The sequence below is a fragment of the Salinirubrum litoreum genome, from assembly GCF_020567425.1.
Lineage (GTDB): Archaea > Halobacteriota > Halobacteria > Halobacteriales > Haloferacaceae > Salinirubrum > Salinirubrum litoreum.
In genome coordinates this window covers 1061615-1086053 of the sequence record NZ_JAJCVJ010000002.1, presented here as the reverse complement: position 1 = coordinate 1086053, position 24439 = coordinate 1061615, and the positions used below count along the sequence as shown (strand labels likewise).

Sequence of the window (24439 nt, the reverse complement as noted above, 5' to 3'; positions counted from 1 at the left end):
TACCGACCGCTCACTCGAACTGCGCGATCAACTCGGGCACGACCTCGAACAGGTCGCCGACGATACCGTAGTCGGCGATGTCGAAGATGGGCGCGTTCGGGTCGGTGTTGATCGCGATGATCGTGTCGGCACCCTTCATGCCGGCGACGTGCTGGACCGCGCCGCTGATGCCGACCGCGAGGTAGACGTCCGGCGTGACGACCTTCCCGGACTGGCCGACCTGCCGGTTCTTCGGGAGCCACCCGTTGTCCACGATGGGCCGCGAGGAGGAGACCGTCGCGTCCATCGCCTCCGCGAGGTCGAAGATCAGGTCGAGGTTGTCCTCCTCCTCGATGCCGCGACCGACCGACACCAGCACGTCGGCGTCCGCGATGTCCACGTCGCCGCCGCCGACCTCCTCGAAGCCGGTGACCGTCGACCGGACGGCCGACTCGTCGAGGTCGAAGTCGAACGCCGAAACCTCGGCGTCGCCGGTGCCCTCGGCGGCGGCCCACTCGCCGCCACGGATGGAGACGACCGCGCTGTCGGCGTCGACCTCGACGGTCGTCTCGACCTTCGAGCCGTACATCTCGCGGGTGGCGACGAGACCGTCGTCGTAGGCCAGACCGACCGCGTCGCTGACGTACGGCAGGCCGAGGCGGTTGGCGACTGCGGGGGCGTAGTCCAGTCCGTTGACGCTGTTGGGCGCGAGGACGAACTCCGGCGCGAGGTCGTCGGCCAGTGCCGTGACCGCCTGCGCGTACACGTCGTGGTTGAACTCCGCACCGTCGCCGACGGTGTGGATCGCGTCCACGCCCTCGCGGTTCAGGTCGTCGGCGAAACTCTCCACGTCGCCCGAGACGACGGCGGCGTGCAGGTCGCCGCCGGTCTCGTCTGCGAGTTCGCGGCCCGCAGTCAGGATCTCGTAGCTCACGTCACGCAGAGCACCGCGCCGGTGGTCGGCGACGACGAGTACGTCGCTCATTCCGCACCGACCCCCTTCTCCCGCAGGACGGTCGCAAGTTGGCTGGCGGTCTCCCCGGCGTCACCCTCGAACAGTTCGGCGTCGGACTCGCTTTCGGGTTCGTACATATCCGTCAGGTGGACGTTGCCCTCGACTGCACTCGCGTCCAGTCCGAGGTCGTCGAGACTCGTCTCGGCGATCTCCTTGCGCTGGGCCTGGCGAATCCCGCGAAGGCTCGCGTACCGGGGTTCGTTGATCCCGGTCTGGATCGTCAGGACCGCCGGCAGTTCCACGTCGGTCAGTTCCTCGACGCCGCCCTCCAGTTCACGGTGGACCTTCGCGCCCTCGCCCGCGAGCAGGGCGTCCTGATCGAGACTGTTGACGACGGCGGCCCACTCGAAACCGACCGCGTCGGCCAGCGAGACGCCGGTCGCGCCGAAGCCGGTGTCGGCGGCCTGCACGCCGGAGAGGATCAGGTCCGGTTCCTCTTCGGCGACGACAGCTTCGAGGATGCGAGTCCGGATCGCCACGTCGAGGGCGTCGGCGTCCGCGAGCGCGTCGTCCCAGACACGGATCGCGCGGTCGGCACCCTTCGCGAGCGCCATCCGGATCGTCTCCTCGCTCCGCTCCGGGCCGATGGTGACCGTGACGACCTCCACGTCGTCGCCGGCTTCCTGTAGCTGGACGGCCTCCTCGACGGCGTAGTCGTCCCACTCGTTCAGGTCGTACTCGAGGAAGCGCTCCGCGACCGACAGCCCCTCGATCTCGAAGTCGTCCTCGACTTCGGCGACTTCCTTGACGGTTACGAGAATCTTCATCATCGACCACTACCTCTACGCCGGAGTAAACGCTTTCGGAACCGAGAAGCGCAGAACGGCGGTTGTCTCGGTCCTGATAGGTCCGCTCGACTCGGTCTCGTCGTGCAGACCGTCGGGCGGGGGTGCTGTCTCGGAATACTCAGACCGGGTCGTCCTCGTCCGGCAGCGAGATCAGGTTCTCCCGGCCGAGTCGGAGCTTGTTGATCCGGTCTTCTTCGGCCATCGCGGAGAGCAACTGCGAGACCTTCGCGTCGGACCAGCCGGTCTCCTTCACGATGCTCGCCTGCTTCATCCGCCCGCCGTTCTGTTCGAGCAGGTGTTCGACACGCTCCTCGTCGGACAGCAGTTCGAGGTCGATCTCGTCTTCCTCGTCGGCCGTGTCGCCCTCGGCGTCGGCCGACTCGTCTGTTCCGGCCGCTGCCGCGCCCGCACCGGCCGCAGCGTCCGTCGGTTGAGCACTCTCGGTCTCCGCGTCGGTCGCCGACGACTCGCTACCGGCGGGGGGCGGGGAGTCGTCGCGCCGGTAGCGGACGAACGCGACCGCGCCGACCACGGCGACGAGCAGTATCGCACCGAGCGCGACCGGCGAACCGAGCATCCCGAGGAGTTGCTCGACGAGGCTCGGTGGGGCAGGCGGTTCGGGCTGGAACGTGGCGTAGACGGTCTCGGGGTCGAGTTCCTGCCCGGAGTCGAAGATGACCGTGTTCCCCTGCTGGCGGGCGGCCGAGGGTGTCGTGTACGTGTTGAAGTCGTCGGGGCCGTGGATCACGAGTCGCTGGTCGCCGGTCAGTCGCGGGAACCACGATTCACCCTCGGCGCGCAGGAAGGCGTCTCTCACCCGGAGGCGGTCGCTCTCGGTTCGCTCGGCGAAGTTCGTCCAGGTGAAGGTGAGGTTGAGTATCCCGGTCTCGCCCGTCTCGTCGATACTGCCGGTCGGATCGACGCGCTCGATGGCCATCTGCCGCCCGGTGTAGTTCTCGGCTTGCCGGGCGTAGTTCCGGAACGTCGCCACGTCGGCGTCGACGCCGGCCCCGCCGGCCTCGAACTCGGCGACCAGGTCGCGGAAGGCCTCGCGTTCGTCCTCGCCGTCGAGCGACTGACGGGTAGTGATCGTCCACCGGGCGCTCGTGTTCGCCCGCAGGTCGATGGTGATCGTCGTCCGTGGCGTCTCGTTGCCGCCGTCTGTCTGGAGGACCGTCGAACCGACGACGCCCGGCGTGTCGTCGAGTGACGCCGACTGACCGGGGGTCGGCGCGACCGGTGTGTCGCCGACACCCGAGACCGCGAGCGCGGGCGCGACACCGACCGACAGCGTGAGGAGGGCGACGATGAGGGCGGCGTACCGCATGTGTTGGCTGTCACTCGTGGGGGAGCCAAAACGCTTTCCATCGCCCGATAAAACGTCTGACATGCGCATGAAGCGTCTCGGCACCGCTCGTGCCGCCGTGGGACAACCCGAAGGCCCGACAGTTTTTGTACTCTCGGGGTGAACTCCGGTCCGATGAGAGCGATCCCCGCGTTCGTCGCAGTCCTCCTCGTCGTCGCGGCGGTCGGCCCCAGCGTCGCGCTCACCGCGCCGAACGCCACCGCGTCGGGAGCCACGTCTACGGGATCGGTCGCCGACCGCGGTGGCGCCGTGGTGGCCGACACCAGTGGTGCTCCCGCGACCGACACCGGCAACGCGACCGGGGCGGCGACCAGCCAACCGATCACGACGTTCGACAACCAGACGACCCGGGTGTTGATCCTCCCACCGGCGGAGATCCAACGCAACGGGACGGCCGACTCGGTGTCGGACGCCTCCACTGCGCTCGGGTTCCGCGATCAGCGACTCGACGCGCGACTGGAGACGATCACGCTCAACCGATCCATCGAGACCGCCGAGTCCCAACTCGACCGAGAGGAGATCATCCGGACGGAACTCTCCCGTGCCGAGACCCGGACGAGCGCGCTCCGACAGCAGGAACGGATCCTGTTCCGGAGCCACAACAACGACTCGATCAGCAGCCGAGAGCTGTTGATCGGTCTCGCCCGGATCGACGCACGTGCCCAGCAGTTGGTCGCCCGGATCGACGCACTCGAGATCGCGGCCGACGACATCGACCAGTTCTCCATCGGATCGGACGCCAGTGCCGCGAAGGAGGACCTCCGGGCGATCCAGGGGCCGATCCGCGCCCACGTCGGGGAGACGCTCCGCGCCGAGCGCGGCGCGACCACGATCTACGTCGAGACGACCGACACGGGCGTCGTCATGTCGATGATCGACGGCGAGACGTACTACCGGACGGCCTACCTCCCGAGCGTTCGGAACCCCGAGTCGCAGGACGGCGGTCTCGTCGTCGACGACATCCGGCCCCGGATGCAGGAGTTGTACCCCCGCGAGGCCGACATCGGCCGCATCGAGGCGACTCACCCCGGTACCGGCGACACGCTCCGGGGGACGATCGTCCGTCTGAATCAGAGCGACGAGTCCGACGACGAGACCATCTTCCGGGTGACGGCGTACTTCGACCGGGGGAGCAAACAGATGTACAAAGAGGAGGTCGTCCGGACGCTCCGGAGCATCCGGAACCCCCAGCAGGTGACGAGCACCCGCGAGGGCCTGCAGTTGCAGGTGAACCGCACCTACCCCGGCGGCCCGATGTTGGTCTCGCTCCGGGACACGCAGACCGACGAAGTCGTCGACGGCGACGTCACGATAAACGGGTTCAACGTCGGCCGGACCGGTGCGGACGGTCGCCTGTGGGTGTTGTCCCGCAGAGGCACGTTCACCGTGACGGCGACTTACGACCCGGACGGTCCGCGTCAGCCGACGACGTTCATCCGGGTGACGCCGCTGGTCGAGACCCAGAACCAGACGGAGACGGTCGACATCGGCACCTCACGGACGGCCGCGCCCTTCCGCCGACCGAGTCGCGTCTGAGGACGCTCCGGACTCGACGACCGGCGAGGCGACAGACGACCCCGATCTTCTTGAGGGAAGCCGGGACCACACCGTCCCGTGACGCCGTCGACGTTCAGTACCGACCGCCGGGCGACGAGTGCCGTAGTCGGTGTCGCCCTGCTGGTCCTCGCGACCGCGATACTCACAGCGGGCGTCGGGACCGCCGTCTTCGGGGTGGTCCCCGAGGAGCCACCGCCACAGACGCGGCTCTCGTTGTCGGTCGAAGGCGATCAGTTGCAGGTGGCCCACGAGGGCGGGGAGACGCTCGACGTAGCGGAGGTCGAGGTGCGGATCGCGGTGAACGGGACGCGGTTGGCCCACCAGCCACCGGTGCCGTTCTTCTCGGCGACGGGGTTCGTGCCGGGGCCGACCGGGCCGTTCAACTCGGCGTCCGACGCCGAGTGGGCGGTCGGCGAGGTCGGAACCCTGACGGTCGCCGGGACGAACAGCCCACAGATCGCGCCGGGGGCGACGGTTCGGGTGGTCGTGGTCTCGGGTGCGTACCGGATCGCGGCAGTGGAGACGACCGTGTGAGGCTCGCGTGACTCCGGTGTGGGTACTGTGCTGTGTTGTCGCGGGTTGCGGTGTCAGGGCCACCGACTCAGTCCGCGCTCGCGCCGACTTCGGACCGACGAGCCACCGCCTTCCACGCCCCGCTCCAGTACCGGACCCCGTTCACCACCGCCCGCGCGTACATGTCCGCGAGGATGGCCGCGAAGATGCCGGCAAGTCCCCACCCGAGTCCCGGTGCGACCGTCACGCCCAGCACCGTCACGCCGAAGCCGACCGGGAGCGCCGCGAACGCGATCGGAAGCCGGACGACGTAGGTGCCGAGCATCCCGCCGTAGAAGGGCCAACTCGTGTCGCCCGCGCCGCGTAGCCCGCCCCGGAGCGTCCGCGAGATGCTGAAGCCGGCGACCCCGACGCCGAACACCCGGACGAACGTGACCGTCAGGTCGACGTTCGTCGCGTCGAACGCCGACGCGATGGGCCGGGCGAACACGATCACCCCGACCGCGATCAGCAGTTGGGTTGCGAGTGCGATGCGAAGCGTCTGCCAGCCGTAGTCGGCCGCCTCGTCCTCCTCGCCCGAGCCGACGTACTGCCCGACGAGCGTGCTCGCGGCGGTCGAGTAGCCCCAGGCCGGCATCAGCGCGAGGAGCATCACCCGCCGACCGATGGCGTACGCGGCCAGTACCTCGGTTCCGAGCACGCCGAGGATGAACAGAAACGGGAATCGGCCGAAGGTGCGCGACAGGCGAGTTCCTGCGAGTGGGAGGCCGACGCGGACGATCTCCCGTGCGATGCTCGTGTCCCACTGCTTCCCGCCGAGGCGGAGTTGGACCGAGTAGCGGCCCGACAGCAGGAGGCCGAAGAAGATGACGCCGGCGAGCGTGTTCGCGGCCGCACTCCCCCACGCCGCACCCGCGACGCCGAGTTTCGGGAAGCCGAGGAGGCCGAAGATGAGGAGAGCGTTCAACGCGACGTTGGTCGGGAGCGTGAGCAGGCGGACGTACATCGGCGTCCGGGTGTCGCCGCTCCCGGCCAGCGCGCGGGCGGCGATCATACTCCAGAACCGGAAGCTCACCGAAAGCATGATGATCTTGAGGTAGATCGCGCCGTAGCCGATGGTGTCGGGGTCGTTCGTCAGAATCGCGATCAGTGGCTCGGCGTAGAACCAGGTGAAGACCGTGATCGGCACCGCGAGCAGGATGGCGATCCACAGCGACTGCTTCACCGCGAAGTCGGCCTTCGCGTGGTCGTCCGCCCCTTTGAACCGCGAGATGACGCTGATCGTCCCGCTGGAGAGTGCGAGCGAGAGCCCGAACGGGATGAAGTAGTACTGGAAGCCGAGTTCGAGTCCCGCGACCGCCTCCGCGCCGAGCGCGAGACTCACCATCAGAAAGTCCGCGACCCGGAGCAGTGTCCGCATCCCGCCGGTCACCATCACCGGGACCGCGAGGTCGAACGCCTCCTCGCCCTTCTTCTTGTCGACGATTCCGAGTCGAGCGAGGAGGGCCGGAAACAGCATCAGAAGAGCGCGAGTGCGCGTCCGCAGGGTAGCCAGCATCTCTCGAACCACACGTGTCGGAGAATAAAGGGAGTTTGCCCTTCGGGGTCGACTGCCGGGAGTTGCTCGCCGCTACTGGTTCGTGGCGACGGATCTCCAGTCGAAACAGAGGGGTTGTGCGAACGACTCACAGTCGGAAGTGGGTCACGGTCAGAAGTGGGTCACGGTCGGAGACGACTCACACCGAGGGCGGTTCGGAGTTGGGAAGGACACATAGCAGGGAGTTGCTCGGGGGTAGAAACGACTCGTAGCCGGAAGTGACTCCGGAAGTGACTCACAGATCACGGGAGACGGTGTCGGTGAGAGAACTACGGAGGAGTGATCGCAGTCAGCCGTCGTCTTCGCCCGGACCCTGCCACGTCTCGGGAACCTCGATGACGTACCGGCCGTCTTCCTGCAGGGAGACGATGTACTCCTCGCGGTCGTAGAGCCCCATCAGGTTCAGTTCGTACTGCCCCGGCGCGACGATCTTGATGCTCTCGAACTGCTGGTTCAGTTCCTCGCGCAGTTGTTCGAGGTCGGGGTTGGTCGCCTCCGGCGCTTCCACGACCTCGCCGTCGGCGTCCGGCGGTTCGGGTGCGTCACCGGCGTCTTCCGACCGGGGAGCAGGTGCCGAATCGGCGGCCTCCGAGGGACCCGACGCCGACGCCTCCAGTTCCTCCTTCGAGACCACGTCGCTTCGGGCGCTCGCCTGCGCGTTGTCTTCGGTGTCACCGGTGCTCGCGGTCGGTGACTTCTCGGTGTCTGTGGGTGCCGATGAACCGGGAGACGCCGAGGTATCGGGCGACGACTGTGGTTCGGTGTTCCGTGGCGCGGGCGAGGAATCACTCGTCGCCGACGCGTCGTCCGGCGTGTTCGGCCACTCGCCCCGACTCGCCGAGTCGTCCGGTGTCTCTGTCGGTGTGTCGGACTCTGTTGTCGACGCCTCGTTGGCAGTGTTCGCGGCGGTACTGGTCGACTCCCGGTGCTGTGTCTGCGACTGCGACTGTTGAGTGGCCGAGGACTGTTGTGCCGAGGACTGCTGGTCGGTCGAGTCACTCGTCGCGGGGCGGAACTGGAACTTGTTCCCGCCGCAGTCCGGACAGCCAGACAGCATCTCCTTCGAGCCGTCCTCGAACGCCCGGCCGCAGTTGGTACATTGGTGTGGCATGAGCGGGAGTCAGTGCGCTGTGTCGGGGCGAGACCGCGTGGGGACGCCGAGTCGACCGACGGTTCGGTAGTCGGGAACGTGGCTGTCGGACATACTGGGACTCACTTCACCGAGATCAGCGTGCTGATGATCGACTCGTCCTTGTGGAGCGTCTCGATCTGGTTCGCCGGGCCGATGACGGTCAGCTTCTTCGTCGACTGGCGACCCATGATCCGGTCCAGCAGGCTCTGGTCGGCGGCCTCCGACTTGGGGTAGGTCTCGATCTCGATCCCGTTGAACTCGTCGGGGCTGATCTCAGTCATCGTCACTTCGATCAGCTTCGACTCCTCGTCGGGCGACAGGCCCGCCTCGAGGATGACGATCTTCCCCTCGCGGACGCTGTCGAGGATCAGCCGGATCTTCTCCATGCTCCGCAGGCCGTCCATGCGCTCGCCGCTGATGAGGTCGATCTTGACGCCGTCGGCGTCGCCGGATGTGACTTCAGGCATGGTTCACCCGAAGTACTCCGCGATCTTGTCGTACACTTCGTCCATGTTGTCGCCTTCGAGCGCCGAGAGCGGAACCGTCTCGTGCTGGGGGAACGCGTTGGCGATCTGCTGGACGTTCGAGTCCTCGAGATCCGTCTTGTTGGCGAAGATCAGAACGGGGAGGTCCTGGCTCTCGATGATCCCGATGAGCATCGTGTTGACCTGCGTGAAGGGGTCGTCCGCCGAGTCAAGGACGTAGATGACGCCGTCGACGTCCTCCCGGAGCCAGTGCATCGCCTCGGCGACGCCCTCGGTCGCCTCGCGGGACCGACGCACGGCGTCGTCCTTCTCCATGTCGTGGTCGATGAACTCCTTGTAGTCGACCTTCGTCGTGACGCCCGGCGTGTCGACGATGTCGATGGTGACCGTCTTCCCGTTGCGCTGGATCTCGACGTTCTCCTTCCGGCGGGCACGCCGCGTCTCGTGTGGTACGTGGCTCTCGGGGCCGACGGCGTCACCGGTCCAGTCTCGGGCGATACGATTGGCGAGGGTCGTCTTCCCGGCGTTCGGCGGCCCGTAGATGCCGATCCGCTTCGGCTCCTGCGCCGAGAACAGCCGGTCCGTGACCCGTGAGATGCTGTCTCTGAGTTCTGTGAGTAGTCCCATCCGTAGTCTCCCGTTCCGCCGCGTTTTCGCGCGCGACGGAGCGTATGCGGGTACAAGCACACCGTGCTCACTTAAGCACTACGTCAGACACCGGTCAAGTTGAGAACATGACAGTAACCGATAGAGGTATGTCGGCGTGCAGTCGTTCGAATTCGGCGAGAATAGTTAGTTCGGGCGAACTGCCGGAGGACCGACAAGGGCGGCAGTTCCCGTGGAAACGGTCTGGAGAGGTGACGTGAAGTAGCCCGGGTCGGAGACGGGAGGAGGAGAAGGAGAGTGGACCCGAAACGGGTGGGGGTGCAGAGGAGCGCGAAGGTGCAAAGGAGCGCGAAGGTGCAGAGGGGACTGCGACGTGCAGAGAGTTGCGACGGGGAGAGAGCTGCGACAGATAGAGAAGTACAGGTGGACCCGAAGTCGGTGAGGACGTGGGTAGTGAGAAGAGGGACGAAACCGGTGAAGACGAAACCGGTGAGGACGAAACCGGTGAGGACGAGACGGTGACGACGAGAGGCGGCCTGGTGCGGATCAGTTCGAGCCTACTCGTGATGCCGGTTCGACTCGAACCGGACGCCGTCGGGGGCACCCCCACCCCCTCGTTTCGAGTGGAACGGTCCGATGGGGTGGGGTCGGGTGGTCGGCAACAGTCACGAGTCACCTTCATCCAACACTCTCTTCTTCTCTCCAAAACGACTGCTACTGCACTACGGATTTTGTTATACGACGAGGGTAATAAAACCCAGTGTACCTAGAATCCGCCATCCCCCACCCACCTTTTCGGCGTTCCACCTGAAACGAAGGGGTGGGGGGCATCCCCGAGTCCGCCCGATCGTCGACGGAGAACTCGGCGATAACTTCGAACCCGTCCGACACGACCGACGTTTCCATTCGAAACACGTTCCAAGCGAAACGGGGGGGTGTGGTGTGTGGATGCTCCCCCGATAGCTTCGTGTCGAGCCGAAACGCCGACCTTCGGTGTGACCGTAACCCCTCTGTTTCGACTGCAACAGACGAGCGACCCCCTCTCTTTCGGGTGGAAGGCACTCGTGGACGGCGAACGCCGACTTCGCGGCAGTCGGCGGCAAATCGAAGCGACCGGGTCGATCGACCCGGCCTCTCCTCGACTCGGTCGTCTTCGGTCCTGTCCGTTCCCACTCGACTGTCGGAGTCGAGCAGGACCGGACCCGTTCGACTGGAACTCCGCTCCGACCAAGTTCCTCTCGCTCCTCTGGGCAGTTCCGTCTGTCCCGCCCGGCAGACGGGAAGTCCGCTGGCCTCCGACGGCCGTGAGGAGACGGGAGAGACAAGATTTTAGTGGGTCCTCTTCATCTGGTTCGTTTGCATCACTTGGACGGTCCTGTCGTGGTGATCTCGGAGATTCGTCGGCGCAGCCCGCGTCTACTCCCGATTTCGCACCGCGCTCCGGGACCGTTCCACCTGAAACAGAGGGGTACTTCGAACGGGATCACGATGGAAGGGGACGACACACCAGACGACGCAGACGGGGGAGAATCGGAGCACGAGCAACCGGAGTCGGCCGGTCCCCCCGGAGACGACCCCGGAGCACCCGACAACGAGGCAGGTGACGACGAGTCCGGACTGGACGACCGTCTCTCGCTCGACGCCGAGGTGGACACCACGTCCTCAGAGCGGACCGGCACGGAGCCGAACTCCTCCGGAGGGGACCACGACGAGTCGACGGACTCCGAGACGACCCGCGACGAACCGGCCGGAATCGACGGCGACGACTCGAGTCGACTCGGCACCGACGCCGGCGGACTCACCCCCGGAGAGATCAGCACCGACGACATCGCGTCGGGCGGAACGGTCGGCGACGACCCCGACACCGGCATGGGACTCGACGAGGTCGTACTGGACGACACCGACGGCGACAACCAGGGACTGTTCGACGATCTCCTCTCTGGCGAACCCATCTTCGAGAACAAGGAAGTCCTCCGCCCCTCCTACACCCCACACGAACTGCCCCACCGGAAAGACCAGATCAACCAGATGGCGACCATCCTCGTCTCGGCGCTGCGGGGCGAGACGCCGTCGAACATCCTGATCTACGGGAAGACGGGCACCGGGAAGACGGCCAGCGCGAAGTTCGTCTCGCAGGAACTCGAATCCACCTCTCAGAAGTACGACGTCCCCTGTGAGGTCGAGTACATCAACTGCGAGGTGACCGACACGCAGTACCGCGTCCTCGCCCAGTTGGCGAACAAGTTCATCGAGAAGAACCAGACCGTCATCGCCGAGGAACTCGACCGGCTTCGAGACCTTCGCACACGCGCGACCCAGAGCGACCGACCGGGCGACGCGGTCGTCCGGAACGAAGACGTGACCGCACCGGGCGAGACCGGCGACGAACAACTCCAGAGCCTCGACGCGCTGGACGAGCGCATCGCCGACCTGGAGTCGGACGCCGACGAGATGGAGACGGTCCCGATGACCGGGTGGCCGACCGACCGCGTCTACTCCACCTTCTTCGACGCGGTGGACTACCACGAGCGTGTGGTCGTCATCATGCTCGACGAGATCGACAAACTCGTCGAGAAGTCCGGCGACGACACCCTGTACAACCTCTCGCGGATGAACTCGGAACTGGACAACTCCCGCATCTCGATCATGGGTATCTCGAACGACCTGAAGTTCACCGACTTTCTCGACCCTCGCGTCAAGTCCAGTCTCGGCGAGGAGGAGATCGTCTTCCCGCCGTACGACGCGAACCAACTCCGGGACATCCTCCAGCACCGCGCCGACGTGGCGTTCAAGGGTAACGCGCTCACCGAGGACGTGATCCCGCTGTGTGCCGCGTTCGCCGCGCAGGAACACGGCGACGCCCGGCGCGCGCTGGATCTCCTCCGAACTGCGGGTGAACTCGCCGAGCGCAGTCAGGCCGACACGGTCGAGGAGAGTCACGTCCGGCAGGCACAGGACAAGATCGAACTCGACCGCGTCGTGGAGGTCGTCCGCACCCTCCCGACCCAGTCGAAGATCGTCCTCTTCGCCATCATCCTCTTGGAGAAGAACGGCGTCCACAACATCAACACCGGCGAGGTGTTCAACATCTACAAGCGCCTCTGTGAGGAGATCGACGCCGACGTGTTGACCCAGCGGCGCGTCACGGACCTGATCTCGGAACTCGACATGCTCGGCATCGTGAACGCGGTCGTCGTCTCCAAGGGCCGGTACGGCCGGACGAAGGAGATCAGCCTCTCTGTGCCCATTGACGAGACAGAGGCAGTCCTGCTGTCTGACTCCCGACTCGGCGACATCGAGAACGCACAACCGTTCGTGCAGGCCCGTTTCGACAACTGAACGGTGGGGCCATTTTCGTGAGGTCAGCGGTCGATTCCGTCAGTGGACGGCTTCAGCGCGTTCCCCCTGCGGTCCGAGCCACCAACCGAGTTCTTTAACAGTCGTGCAGGCGGATTTTCCGAGTACAGATGCCGAGCGGCGAATACGACCCGGAGACGGTCGAGGCGAAGTGGCAACGACAGTGGGTGGACGAGGAGACCTACGCCTTCGACGAGGCGGCCGCCGTAGATCCGAACACGGTGTTCTCCATCGACACCCCGCCGCCGACCGTCTCGGGGAACCTCCACTGGGGCCACGTCTACGGCTCCATCCTGCAGGACATCGTCGCGCGCTACCAGCGCATGCAGGGCAAGGAGGTCTTCTTCCCGTTCGGCTACGACGACAACGGCATCGCCTCGGAACGGCTGACCGAGGACGAACTCGACGTGCGCCACCAGGACTACGAGCGCCACGAGTTCCAGGACCTCTGCCGGGAGGTCTGCCGGGAGTACGAGGACACGTTCACCGAGAACATGCAGAGCCTCGGCTTCTCCATCGACTGGAACAACACCTACCGGACCATCGAACCGCGCGTCCAGCGCATCTCGCAGCTCTCCTTCATCGACCTCTACGAACAGGGCCGAGAGTACCGCCGTCGCGCCCCCGCGATCTGGTGTCCGGAGTGTGAGACCGCCATCTCGCAGGTCGAGACCGAGGACGACGAACGCGACTCCCACTTCCACGACATCGCGTTCGACGTGGCCGACAGCGCCGGTGACGAGAACGGCGAGAACGAGAGCTTCACCATCTCCACGACCCGACCCGAACTGCTCCCGGCCTGCGTCGCCGTCTTCGTCCACCCGGACGACGACTCGAACCAGCATCTCGTCGGCGAGGAGGCGGTCGTCCCACTCTTCGGCCACCGCGTGCCGATCATCGAAGACGAGCGCGTCGATCTGGAGACCGGCTCCGGGATCGTGATGTGCTGTACCTTCGGCGACCAGACCGACATCGAGTGGTACCAGGCCCACGATCTGGACCTCCGCCTCGCAATCGACGAGTCCGGGACGATGACCGACGTTGCCGGCGAGTACAGCGGCCTCGACGGGGAGGCGGCCCGCGAGCGAATCGTCGCCGACCTCGACGACGCCGGTCACCTGCTCGACCGCCGGCCGATCAGCCACGTGGTCAACGTCCACGAGCGCTGTGGGACCGCCGTCGAGTTCCTCGTCAGCGAGCAGTGGTACGTGAAACTGCTCGACAAGAAGGAGGAGTATCTCGACGCGGGTCGGTCGATGGACTGGTATCCCGAGAAGATGTTCACGCGGTACAAGAACTGGATCGAGGGCCTGGAGTGGGACTGGTCCATCTCCCGCCAGCGCTCCTCGGGGATTCCGTTCCCGGTCTGGTACTGCGAGGAGTGCGACCACGAGATCATGGCCGAGCGTGAGGACCTGCCGGTCGACCCCCTCTCGGACGACCCGCCGGTCGACGCCTGCCCCGAGTGTGGCCACGACGAGTTCGTCCCCGAGGACGACGTCTTCGACACGTGGGCGACGTCGAGTCTGACGCCGCTGATCAACGCCGGGTGGGACTGGGACAGCGAGGCCGGGGCGTTCCAGATGGAACTGCCGGAGCTGTACCCCTTCGACATGCGGCCGCAGGGTCACGACATCATCAGCTTCTGGCTGTTCCACACCGTCGTCAAGTGCTACGAGCACACCGGCGAGGTCCCCTTCGACTCCGTGATGATCAACGGGATGGTCTTAGACGAGAACCGCGTGAAGATGTCCAAGTCGCTGGGGAACATCATCTCGCCACAGGAAGTCTTGGAGGAGTACCCGGTCGACGCCGCCCGCTACTGGGCCGCCGGGAGCGCGGTCGGCGACGACCTGCCGTACAGCGAGAAGGGACTCCGAGCGGGCGAGAAACTCCTCCGGAAACTGTGGAACGCCTCGAAACTCGTCGACTCACTGACGCCCGAGGAGCGACTCGACCAACCAGCGTTGAAAGCTATCGACCGGTGGTTGCTGGCGGAACTGGACGACCAGATCCGGTTCGTCGACGAGAAACTGGCCAACCGGGAGTTCTCGAAGGCCCGCGACCGCCTCCGGAGCTTCTTCTGGCACACGTTCTGTGACGACTATCTGGAGATCGCCAAACAGCGACTCCGCGACGGCGAGGACGCCTCGGCGGCGTACACGCTCCAGACGGCCCACCGCCGGTTCCTCAAACTGTTCGCGCCTACGCTCGCGCACGTGACCGAAGAACTGTGGCAGGAACTGTACGACGCGGGCTCGGTCCACACCAGCGAGTGGCCCGAACCGCTGGGGCTGGACGCCGACCTCGCGGCCGGCGAGACGGCGATGTCGGTCGTCGGCGCACTCCGGAAGTACAAGAGCGACAAGTCGATCCCGCTGAATGCGGAGATCGACCGCGTCGAGGTGTTCGGCGACATTTCGGGGTTCGAGGACGACATCCGGCGGGTGATGCACGTCGCGGAACTAGAGGCATACGACGACGCGCCGGACATCGAGTCCGTCGTGACCGGGATCGACCTCGACTACGCGGTCGTCGGACCGGAGTTCGGCAGCAGCGTGCCGGACATCGAAGCCGGGATCGAGTCGGGCGACTACGAACTCGCAGACGGCGTCCTCCGCGTCGCCGGCCACGAACTCGACGGCGAGATGTTCGAGGTCGAAGAAGAGCGTCGGTACTCCGGTGACGGCGAGATGGTCGAAGCAGACGACGCAGTCGTCGTCGTCCAGAACTGAGCCGGTCGCGGTCGTCGCGGCAGATCTTTCCTTTCGTTTTCAGTCGAGGTCGACACCGACCGCGTCCTCGACACGCTCGAAGCCGTCTTCTTCCAGCAGGTCGAGCAGTCCTTCGTTGATCTCGCGAGCCACGCTCGGACCACGGTAGACGAGTGCAGTGTACAGTTGGACGAGACTCGCCCCGGCGCGAATCTTCCGGTAGGCTCCTTCGGCGGTCGAGACGCCACCGACGCCGATCACCGGCACGTCGGTTCGCTCGGCGACGAACCGGACCGCCTCCGTGGATCGGGAATCGATCGGTTTCCCCGACAGGCCGCCGCGTTCCGCCCGGTTGTGACTCCGGAGACTCGCGGGGCGGTCCGTGGTCGTGTTCGTCGTGATGACGCCGTCCAGACCGAGGTCGTCGACGACCGCCAGTGCGTCCTCGACCGCCGGGTCCGGGAGGTCCGGGGAGAGTTTGACGAGCAACGGGGCGGCCCCGGCGTCCTTCAGACCGCCGAGGATGGCCTCCAGCGAGTCACGGTGCTGGAGGTCACGCAGACCGGGCGTGTTCGGACTGGAGACGTTGACGACGAAGTAGTCGCCCGCGCGTGCGACGCGCTCGTAGGTGTAGAGGTAGTCGTCTGCCGCCTCCTCCAGTGGCGTCGACTTCGACTTCCCGATGTTGATACCGACCGGTGCATCGGGCAGGCGCGTGGCGTCGAGTCGCTCGCCGACCGCGTCCGCCCCGTGGTTGTTGAACCCCATCCGGTTGATCAGCGCCTCGTCTTCTCGGAGGCGGAACATCCGAGGACGCGGGTTGCCGGGCTGGCGCTCCGCTGTGACCCCGCCGACCTCCACGTGGCCGAAGCCGAGTGCCGTGAGGATCGACGGGATCTCCGCGTTCTTGTCGAAGCCGGCGGCGACTCCGACCGGCGAGTCGAAGTCGAGTCCGAAGACAGTGGTGTGGAGTCGATCGTCCGCGACGGTGTACCGGCGGCGGAGTGCGCCCTCGACGGGTGTCGACTGTGCAGCATCGAGGAGTCGGTGGACGGTACGGTGTGCAGTCTCCGGTGGCAGGGTGAACAGCAGCGGTTTGGCGGCGTCGTACAGTCCCATCGAGAGGATAGAGTCGACCGAGGGCTATGAATGCGACGAGAACGGGCCGCGGGTGTGGCGCTCAGAAGTCGTGCTCGACCTCGTCTGGGTCCGCCTTCTGGATGATGATCTTCCCGTCCCGGACCCTGACGAACACTTCGTCGCCGATGTCGAGTCCTGCGACCGCGAGTTCGTCTTCGTGGAGGTTCACGTGGACGTTGTGGTACTCGCCGTTCTCGTCCTTCGCGCCACTCGGACTGAGCTTCTTTTTCCGGACCATCGGGTGGTTCTCTCTCGAAGCTTCGCCGTAGGATATACATAAGTGTTGTCTACTCGGTGCCGCGGCGTCGCTCGTCGACTCCGGAGACGGGAGATCGGAGGGTCGTTCGACGATCGACCCGGATCAAATTCCTCTCTCGAGACCTCGAAATTTGAGCGCGCGCGAGGTGTTCGCCCCCGGATTCGGAGTGGTTTCGAGGGGTAAATCGCCCGAAAGCGCCGACAGAGTATAAAAATCTTGTGCCGAATAGCCCTCGTTTGCCCGATATATTTATATCGGACCCTGTGTTCGGTTGCCATGGAGGGGAAAAACCATGGTACGTGAAGACGGTAAGCGGAACTTCGCCCTGCGCGAAGCGGACGGAACAGAGTCGAGTGTCTTCTCGGGCAACACGCCCCGGCAGGCCGCACTGAAGGCGGCACGACGACTCGATCCCGGTTCCTCGGAAGACGAAGCCGAGCGTGTCACGCTCCGACTTCGTGAGAAGGGGACCGACAAGGTACACATCTACGAGGGCTGGGCGTGGGAGGAGACGGCTCCCGACAACAAGCCCGACTGGATGCCGGGTGAGATCACCGAGGCGAACGTCTCCAAACAGGGAATCGAACACCTCGACGAGTGACGTCCATCGCCGTCCCGGTCGTCCGCCGATCCTGACTTTCTTCGTGCGTGTGCCCGCGTGTGCGACTCGTGTCACTCACCAGTCCCCGGCTCGCTCGTCTCCTGCTCACCACCCTGCTCTACTCACCGAACCAGTCTCCTGACCGTACGCATCCGACCCCGGGTCACCCGTTCTCTCTCGTCTCACCTGGTCGACTCCCGTCACTCGACACCGTTATCCGCCACGCGCTATCAGTCGTTGCTGCGCGGCCACCACTCGACCCGACCAGACGTGCGAGGCGAGGAATGACGAGTCGACCTCCAGCCGCGCGATACCACACCGTCGAGTGACTTCTGTACTGTCGTCTCCGGTGGCTCGACACCGAGCAGTCTTGTGCTATCTTTTCACATTGAGAAAGCGGTGTCACGGGAACCGTTCTCGCATGAAACCGCATGACGAAGCGGCTTCGGTTCGACGGCCTTTTATGTGTACCTGCCATTCGATGTAATGCGAAGGTCGCCGAGGCCGACTCGGTGACTCGGGGTCGCCCCGTAGCCGTGCCACGCACGCGCTGGCGGCGATCCCGATCCGACGCCCTTAAGTGTATCAGGGTGTTCGGATTGAAGTACGCAGGTCGCCGGGGAATCGACACCCGGCGACGACCCAAGTCCGATGCCCTTAAGTGTAACAGGGCACTCGGATGTGGTGTGGTCGTCGCCGGGAGTCACTCCCGGTGGCCCGACCCGGTCCGAGCGTTCCTCGGTCCGGGTTGATCCGACGCCCTTAAGTGTATCAGGGTGTTCGGATGTGATGCGAAAGACACACCGCGATTGGAGGTCGTTGGATTCGATCTCCGTTCGACTTCGGTGCACTTCGATGGGTTTATACCCGCGAACGTGGTACACTGAAGTCCGAAGGAAATGAGGATTCCGCCCCTGCGGTCCGCCGTACAGACGGGATCTGATGTTAGCCTTGGTAGTTCGGTGACACCCGTCCGGTCGACGGTCGGTCGTCGCCGAACTCGGACCACGCAATATTAGGTGAACTGTATCCCTTTGGGATACGTTCCCGCCAACCCCCCGAGCTTGACTCGGGGACATTCCGGTTGATCCTGCCGGAGGTCATTGCTATCGGGGTCCGATTTAGCCATGCTAGTCGCACGGGTTTAGACCCGTGGCGAATAGCTCCGTAACACGTGGCCAAACTACCCTATGGAGAGTGATAACCTCGGGAAACTGAGGCTAATAACTCATACCGCTCCCGAGCTGGAATGCTGGGAGCTCTAAACGCTCCGGCGCCATAGGATGTGGCTGCGGCCGATTAGGTAGACGGTGGGGTAACGGCCCACCGTGCCGATAATCGGTACGGGTTGTGAGAGCAAGAACCCGGAGACGGAATCTGAGACAAGATTCCGGGCCCTACGGGGCGCAGCAGGCGCGAAACCTTTACACTGCACGAGAGTGCGATAAGGGGACCCCGAGTGCGAGGGCATACAGTCCTCGCTTTTCTGTACCGTAAGGTGGTACAGGAATAAGGGCTGGGCAAGACCGGTGCCAGCCGCCGCGGTAATACCGGCAGCTCGAGTGATGACCGATATTATTGGGCCTAAAGCGTCCGTAGCCGGCCACGTAGGTCCGTCGGGAAATCCACTCGCTCAACGAGTGGGCGTCCGGCGGAAACCACGTGGCTTGGGGCCGGAAGACCTGAGGGGTACGTCCGGGGTAGGAGTGAAATCCCGTAATCCTGGACGGACCGCCGGTGGCGAAAGCGCCTCAGGAAGACGGACCCGACGGTGAGGGACGAAAGCTAGGGTCTCGAACCGGATTAGATACCCGGGTAGTCCTAGCCGTAAACGATGCTCACTAGGTGTGGCGCTGGCTACGAGCCAGCGCTGTGCCGTAGGGAAGCCGTGAAGTGAGCCGCCTGGGAAGTACGTCCGCAAGGATGAAACTTAAAGGAATTGGCGGGGGAGCACTACAACCGGAGGAGCCTGCGGTTTAATTGGACTCAACGCCGGACATCTCACCAGCTCCGACAGTAGCGATGATGGTCAGGTTGATGACCTCTACCGCGAGCTACTGAGAGGAGGTGCATGGCCGCCGTCAGCTCGTACCGTGAGGCGTCCTGTTAAGTCAGGCAACGAGCGAGACCCGCGCTCCTAATTGCCAGCAACACCCCTGTGGTGGTTGGGTACATTAGGAGGACTGCCGCTGCCAAAGCGGAGGAAGGAACGGGCAACGGTAGGTCAGTATGCCCCGAATGAGCTGGGCTACACGCGGGCTACAATGGGTAGGACAATGGGTTGCCACCTCGAGAGAGGGCGCTAATCTCAGAAACCTACTCGTAGTTCGGATTGAGGGCTGAAACTCGCCCTCATGAAGCTGGATTCGGTAGTAATCGCGTCTCAGCAGGGCGCGGTGAATACGTCCCTGCTCCTTGCACACACCGCCCGTCAAAGCACCCGAGTGAGGTCCGGATGAGGCATCCGTAACGGATGTCGAGTCTGGGCTTCGCAAGGGGGCTTAAGTCGTAACAAGGTAGCCGTAGGGGAATCTGCGGCTGGATCACCTCCTAACGTCCGAGACCGGGGCGATGCCCCGGCTCACCTGTCCGAGTTCGGCTCGACCACCCTCGTCCGGTCGGGCACCTTTGAACTACCAAGGCTGACGACCCCCCGTAAGGGGGTGGGCCCATAGCTCAGTGGTAGAGTGCCTCCTTTGCAAGGAGGATGCCCTGGGTTCGAATCCCAGTGGGTCCATCTCTCGGGAGGAATCGTGAACCGTGCCCCTTAAGTGTGGGACGGCGATACGATGAATCCCGAAGCAAACCGATGCACCACCTCGCGTGAGCGTGGGTGGGAAGGGTTGAACGTGAGCGCTAGCCGTAACAGGTTAGCCGGCGTGATGAGGCCGTGTGTAAGTGTAATCCAGGCGTCCACTGGACCCGTTCAACGGGTTTACAGTGTATTACTGATCACGAACGCGTCTCTGACGACGTTCGAGATCGACACGATTACGAGTACATCTCTGATGTACTCGCCATCGTTGGCTACTATGCCAGCTGGTGGATGGCTCGGCTCAGGAGCCGAAGAAGGACGTGCCAAGCTGCGATAAGCCTCGGGGACCCGCACGGAGGGGAAGAACCGAGGATTTCCTAATGGGAATCCCTTTACAATTGCTTCGCGCAATGGGGAACGCCCCGAATTGAAACATCTTAGTAGGGGCAGGAAGAGAAACCAAACGAGATGTCGTTAGTAACCGCGAGTGAACGCGACCCAGTCCAAACCGAAGCCTTCGGGCAATGTGGTGTTCGGGCTGACTCTCATCATCGGACCGTCGACGTGAAGTCTTCTGGAACGGAGCGCGATACAGGGTGAAAGCCCCGTAACGCCGACTAGTACGATGTGCGTCAGATCCAGAGTAGCGGGGGTTGGATATCCCTCGTGAACGTGGTCGGCATTGACGACCAAGACTAAATACTACCTGAGACCGATAGCGAACAAGTAGCGTGAGCGAACGCTGAAAAGCACCCCGAGAAGGGCGGTGCAATAGGGCCTGAAATCAGTTGGCGATGGAGCGACGGGGCATAAAAGGCCTCTCGAAAAACGACCCAGGAGCGATCCTGCAGTAGGAATCGAGAGGAGCCGGTGTTCCGTCGTGCGTTTTGAAAAACGAACCAGGGAGTGTGCTTGCTTGGCGAGTCTAACCCGATTATCGGGGGAGGCGTAGGGAAACCGACAAGGCCGCAGCATTGCGAGGGCCGCCGTGTTCAAGCGCGGGGAGTCAAGCGGGCACGACCCGAAACCGAGTGATCTATGCGTGGACAAGATGAAGCATGGCGAAAGCCATGTGGAGGTCTGTTAGAGTTGGTGTCCTACAATACCCTCTCGTGATCTACGCATAGGGGTGAAAGGCCCATCGAACTCGGCAACAGCTGGTTCCAGCCGAAACATGTCGAAGCATGACCTCTGCTGAGGTAGTTCGTGAGGTAGAGCGACCGATTGGGAGACCCGCCTCCGAGAGGAGTCGGCCTCCCTGTCGAACTCCGAACTTACGAACGCCGCGGAAGCAGGGAGTCCGGTGTGCGGGGTAAGCTTGTGCACCGTGAGGGAGACAACCCAGAGCTGGGTTAAGGTCCCCAAGTGTGGATTAAGTGCAAACTTGAAGATTGTCTCGAGCCCTAGACAGCCGGGAGGTGAGCTTAGAAGCAGCTACCCTCTAAGAAAAGCGTAACAGCTTACCGGCCGAGGTTCGAGGCGTCGAAAATGATCGGGGCTCAAATCCACCACCGAGACCTAGCGGCGCGGATCAAACCGCGATCCAGTAGGCTGGCACTCCGATTGGGTGGAAGCTCGGGCGAGAGCTCGCGTGGACCAATCGGTGACGAAAATCCTGGTCACAGTAGCAGCGATAGTCGGGTGAGAACCTCGACGGCCTTATGAGCAAGGGTTCCTCGGCACTGCCAATCAGCCGAGGGTTAGCCGATCCTAAGTCCTGTCGTAATTCGAGCAGGACAAAAGGGTAACTGGTTAATATTCCAGTGCCATCACACGCTCAAAGTCGACGCTTTGGGGTAGATCGAGCCGGGCCTTCGCCCGGTCGAACCGTCAAAATCCGTGGAAGCCGTAACGGCACGAAGCGGACGAACGGCGGGATAGCGCAAGTCGGTTCAACCTAGAGCCCGTGAAAAGACGAGTGTGATGTTCGTACCGAGATCCGACACAGGTGCTCAGGCGGAGAAAGCCAAGGCCTGTCGGGATCAACCGACGTTAGGGAATTCGGCAAGTTAGTCCCGTAAGTTCGCGATAAGGGATGCCTGCCTCGCAGAGAGGCAGGTCGCAGTGACTCGGACGCTCCGACTGTCTAGTAACAACATAGGTGACCGCAAATCCGAAAGGACTCGTACGGTCACTGAATCCTGCCCAGTGCGGGTATCTGAACACCTAGTACAATAGGACGAAGGACCCGTCAACGGCGGGGGTAACTATGACCCTCTTAAGGTAGCGTAGTACCTTGCCGCTTCAGTAGCGGCTTGCATGAATGGATCAACGAGAGCGTCACTGTCCCAACGTTGGGCCCGGTGAACTGTACGTTCCAGTGCGGAGTCTGGAGATCCCCAGGGGGAAGCGAAGACCCTATAGAGCTTTACTGCAGGCTGTCGCTGGGACATGGTCGCTGATGTGCAGCATAGGTAGGAGCCGTTACACAGGTACCCGCGCTAGCGGGCCACCGAGGCATCATTGAAATACTACCCGTCAGTGACTGTGACCCTCACTCCGGGAGGAGGACACCGGTAGCCGGGCAGTTTGACTGGGGCGGTACGCGCTCGAAAAGATATCGAGCGCGCCCCAAGATTTCCTCACTCGGGTCGGAAACCCGAGGAAGAGCGCAAGAGCAAAAGGAAGTCTGACAGTGACATTCCTAACGAGTGTCGCTGACGCGAAAGCGTGGTCTAGCGAACCAACGAGCCTGCTTGATGCGGGCCGTTGATGACAGAAAAGCTACCTTAGGGATAACAGAGTCGTCACCGGCAAGAGCACATATCGACCCGGTGGCTTGCTACCTCGATGTCGGTTCCCTCCATCCTGCCCGTGCAGAAGCGGGCAAGGGTGAGGTTGTTCGCCTATTAAAGGAGGTCGTGAGCTGGGTTTAGACCGTCGTGAGACAGGTCGGCTGCTATCTACTGGGGATGTAAAGGTACCTGACGGGAACGATCGTATAGTACGAGAGGAACTACGATTGGTGACCACTGGTGTACCGGTTGTCCGAAAGGGCAGATGCCGGGCAGCTACGTCACACGGGGTAAGAGCTGAACGCATCTAAGCTCGAAACCCACCTGGAAAAGAGGTACCATCGAGATCACTCGTAGAAGACGAGTTCGATAGACTCGGGGTGTACGCGTCGAGGCAACGAGACGTTCAGCCCGCGAGCACTAACAGATCGAGCCACATTCATTGCACTGGCCCATTGCACGGGTCCAGGCGCTATCTGGATTACACTTACACACGGTCCGACCGACGACGGCGTACTACGGTTCGATTCCGTAGGTCGGCGTTAAGGCGGCCACAGCGGTGAGGCAACACCCGTACCCATCCCGAACACGGAAGTTAAGCTCACCAGCGTTCCGGCGAGTACTGGAGTGCGCGAGCCTCTGGGAAATTCGGTTCGCCGCCTGCCATTCATCTCGAACCCCCATCCGGTCGTCGGATGGGGGTTCGTTCATTTCGAACGCGACCGCTACGTTTAAGCGGCAGACACATCTACGAACAGACGCGCCAAGGTGGCAGAGTCCGGCCGAACGCGGCGGCCTGCAGAGCCGCATATCGCCGGTTCAAATCCGGCCCTTGGCTTCCACTCTTTCCGACAGACTACGACGAGCAGTGCCGACAGTCTCCACGCCGATTCAGTGCCCTTCAAGTCGCCGAGCGACTGTTGTGCCGTCTGTGGCGAACACCGTTACCCCGGTGGACCAGTTGCTCTCAGCGTGTGTGCTTCCCCGCGAGTGTCGGTTCACCCGAAGCGGCTGCAAGCCGCCGAAGCACGCGGGATGAAGCCGCGCTAGCCAACTCTCCCAGTGCCTGTGTCACGAACCGACCCGGACGCCTCCGAATACTCGGGTCGCGGCGGCCTGCTATCCGCGCATGAGGTTCAGCACCTCGTCTGCCACGTCCGACTCGACCGCGACGACGTAGCGGCCGCCGGCGCGAAGTACCGTATCGGGTCCGCCGATCCGGGAGCCGTCCGCGTCCGAGACGATCAGCGAGCCACGCGGGAGTCGAATCTCGTCGAGTCGGCGGCCGGCGACCGGCGCGTCGGGGGCGATCTCGATCTCGACGATCTCCAGGTCCCCGGACACGTCCTCCAGCGTCCGGACGCCGGACTCGACGATCTCGTTGACCGCCGACCGTGCCCCCAGTCCGTCCGGGAAGACCGTCCCGTCGACGTACTCCGGGTAGAGGTCGTCCGGCGCGCGCGTGGTCCGCATCACCGTCCGGATGTCGGCCATGCGTTGGGCCGCCGTGCAGATCGCGAAGTTCGTCGCTTCGTCGTCGGTGAGCGCGGCGAGGACGTCACTGTTCGCGGGGTTCGCCTGTCGGAGAATCGACGGTCGGGAGGCGTCCCCGACGATGATGCTGGCGACGTACTCGTCGCTGACCGTCTCGGCTCGGTCGGGATCCGATTCGACGACGACGACCGTGTGGCCACGGTCGGCGAGGAGTCGGGCTGTTCTGCTACCGAGTTCGCCACCGCCGGCGACGACGACGCGGAGTGTCTCAGTCATGATCTCTGTGTCGGGTGTGTGTCGGTGTGGTCGGTTCGAGTGGTATCGGTTCCGGGTGGTGTCGGTTCGA

The 24439-nt window shown here is 63.9% G+C and carries 15 protein-coding genes, 2 tRNA genes and 3 rRNA genes; 10 read left to right on the top strand and 10 right to left on the bottom strand.

Annotated features, from left to right (window positions below):
• Nucleotides 1-10 precede the first annotated feature (10 nt).
• From LI337_RS13975 to LI337_RS13965, 3 genes are all read right to left on the bottom strand, one after another.
• A complete protein-coding gene (locus LI337_RS13975; RefSeq protein ID WP_227230463.1) occupies nucleotides 11-964 on the bottom strand; it encodes an electron transfer flavoprotein subunit alpha/FixB family protein in 954 nt (317 codons plus the stop codon).
• On the bottom strand, nucleotides 961-1761 hold the full coding sequence (locus LI337_RS13970) for an electron transfer flavoprotein subunit beta/FixA family protein (RefSeq protein WP_227230462.1): 801 nt from the start codon (nucleotides 1759-1761) through the stop codon (nucleotides 961-963). Before LI337_RS13970 ends, LI337_RS13975 begins: the two co-directional genes overlap by 4 nt.
• 139 nt (nucleotides 1762-1900) lie before the next feature.
• Entirely contained in the window at nucleotides 1901-3109 is a 1209-nt protein-coding gene (locus LI337_RS13965) for a helix-turn-helix transcriptional regulator (protein ID WP_227230461.1), read from the bottom strand.
• 153 nt (nucleotides 3110-3262) lie between these two features.
• On the opposite strand from LI337_RS13965, the gene LI337_RS13960 reads away from it, so the two are divergent.
• Complete coding sequence (locus LI337_RS13960) at nucleotides 3263-4684, top strand: DUF7096 domain-containing protein (RefSeq protein ID WP_227230460.1); 1422 nt, start codon at nucleotides 3263-3265, stop codon at nucleotides 4682-4684.
• Between the two features lie 78 nt (nucleotides 4685-4762).
• Nucleotides 4763-5239 carry a type IV pilin N-terminal domain-containing protein gene (locus LI337_RS13955; RefSeq protein WP_227230459.1) on the top strand — a complete coding sequence of 159 codons (477 nt, stop codon included), beginning with the start codon at nucleotides 4763-4765 and terminating at the stop codon, nucleotides 5237-5239.
• 67 nt (nucleotides 5240-5306) lie between these two features.
• On the opposite strand, the gene LI337_RS13950 is transcribed toward LI337_RS13955, so the two are convergent.
• The 4 genes from LI337_RS13950 to LI337_RS13935 all read right to left on the bottom strand — a co-directional run bounded on the left by LI337_RS13950 (nucleotide 5307) and on the right by LI337_RS13935 (nucleotide 9059).
• The gene (locus LI337_RS13950) at nucleotides 5307-6776 is read right to left on the bottom strand and encodes an MATE family efflux transporter (RefSeq protein ID WP_227230458.1); all 1470 of its coding nucleotides are present in this window, start codon (nucleotides 6774-6776) and stop codon (nucleotides 5307-5309) included.
• Nucleotides 6777-7104: 328 nt separating this feature from the next.
• Entirely contained in the window at nucleotides 7105-7926 is an 822-nt protein-coding gene (locus LI337_RS13945; protein WP_227230457.1) for an OapC/ArvC family zinc-ribbon domain-containing protein, read from the bottom strand.
• A gap of 101 nt (nucleotides 7927-8027) precedes the next feature.
• Nucleotides 8028-8414, bottom strand: coding sequence for a DUF2073 domain-containing protein (locus LI337_RS13940; RefSeq protein WP_227230456.1), 387 nt, complete (start codon nucleotides 8412-8414; stop codon nucleotides 8028-8030).
• Nucleotides 8415-8417: 3 nt separating this feature from the next.
• A complete protein-coding gene (locus LI337_RS13935) occupies nucleotides 8418-9059 on the bottom strand; it encodes an Era-like GTP-binding protein (protein WP_227230455.1) in 642 nt (213 codons plus the stop codon).
• A 1467-nt stretch (nucleotides 9060-10526) separates the two neighbouring features.
• Here LI337_RS13935 and LI337_RS13930 point away from each other — a divergent pair.
• Both LI337_RS13930 and LI337_RS13925 read left to right on the top strand, forming a co-directional pair.
• The gene (locus LI337_RS13930) at nucleotides 10527-12377 is read left to right on the top strand and encodes an AAA family ATPase (RefSeq protein WP_303645261.1); all 1851 of its coding nucleotides are present in this window, start codon (nucleotides 10527-10529) and stop codon (nucleotides 12375-12377) included.
• Nucleotides 12378-12505: 128 nt separating this feature from the next.
• Nucleotides 12506-15130, top strand: coding sequence for a valine--tRNA ligase (locus LI337_RS13925; protein WP_227230454.1), 2625 nt, complete (start codon nucleotides 12506-12508; stop codon nucleotides 15128-15130).
• Nucleotides 15131-15169: 39 nt separating this feature from the next.
• Here the strand turns inward: LI337_RS13925 and LI337_RS13920 are convergent, their stop codons facing one another.
• Together LI337_RS13920 and LI337_RS13915 are read right to left on the bottom strand one after the other, a co-directional pair.
• Nucleotides 15170-16228 (bottom strand): quinone-dependent dihydroorotate dehydrogenase, encoded by a 1059-nt coding sequence (locus LI337_RS13920; protein ID WP_227230453.1) that lies wholly within the window; start codon nucleotides 16226-16228, stop codon nucleotides 15170-15172.
• A gap of 61 nt (nucleotides 16229-16289) precedes the next feature.
• Entirely contained in the window at nucleotides 16290-16487 is a 198-nt protein-coding gene (locus LI337_RS13915) for a type I toxin-antitoxin system SymE family toxin (protein WP_227230451.1), read from the bottom strand.
• 313 nt (nucleotides 16488-16800) lie between these two features.
• On the opposite strand from LI337_RS13915, the gene LI337_RS13910 reads away from it, so the two are divergent.
• From LI337_RS13910 to LI337_RS13885, 6 genes are all read left to right on the top strand, one after another.
• Entirely contained in the window at nucleotides 16801-17109 is a 309-nt protein-coding gene (locus tag LI337_RS13910) for a non-histone chromosomal MC1 family protein (RefSeq protein ID WP_227230449.1), read from the top strand.
• A gap of 1077 nt (nucleotides 17110-18186) precedes the next feature.
• Nucleotides 18187-19661, top strand: a 16S ribosomal RNA gene (locus tag LI337_RS13905).
• Nucleotides 19662-19774: 113 nt separating this feature from the next.
• Nucleotides 19775-19846 (top strand) — tRNA-Ala (locus LI337_RS13900).
• Nucleotides 19847-20127: 281 nt separating this feature from the next.
• Nucleotides 20128-23043: ribosomal RNA gene (locus tag LI337_RS13895) — 23S ribosomal RNA — on the top strand.
• A 99-nt stretch (nucleotides 23044-23142) separates the two neighbouring features.
• Nucleotides 23143-23264: ribosomal RNA gene (gene rrf / locus LI337_RS13890) — 5S ribosomal RNA — on the top strand.
• The 16S, 23S and 5S rRNA genes sit together here with 2 tRNA genes alongside, the layout of an rRNA operon.
• Nucleotides 23265-23361: 97 nt before the next feature.
• A tRNA-Cys gene (locus tag LI337_RS13885) sits at nucleotides 23362-23437 on the top strand.
• A gap of 281 nt (nucleotides 23438-23718) precedes the next feature.
• Here the strand turns inward: LI337_RS13885 and LI337_RS13880 are convergent.
• The gene (locus LI337_RS13880; RefSeq protein WP_227230448.1) at nucleotides 23719-24369 is read right to left on the bottom strand and encodes a potassium channel family protein; all 651 of its coding nucleotides are present in this window, start codon (nucleotides 24367-24369) and stop codon (nucleotides 23719-23721) included.
• Between the last annotated feature and the right edge of the window lie 70 nt (nucleotides 24370-24439).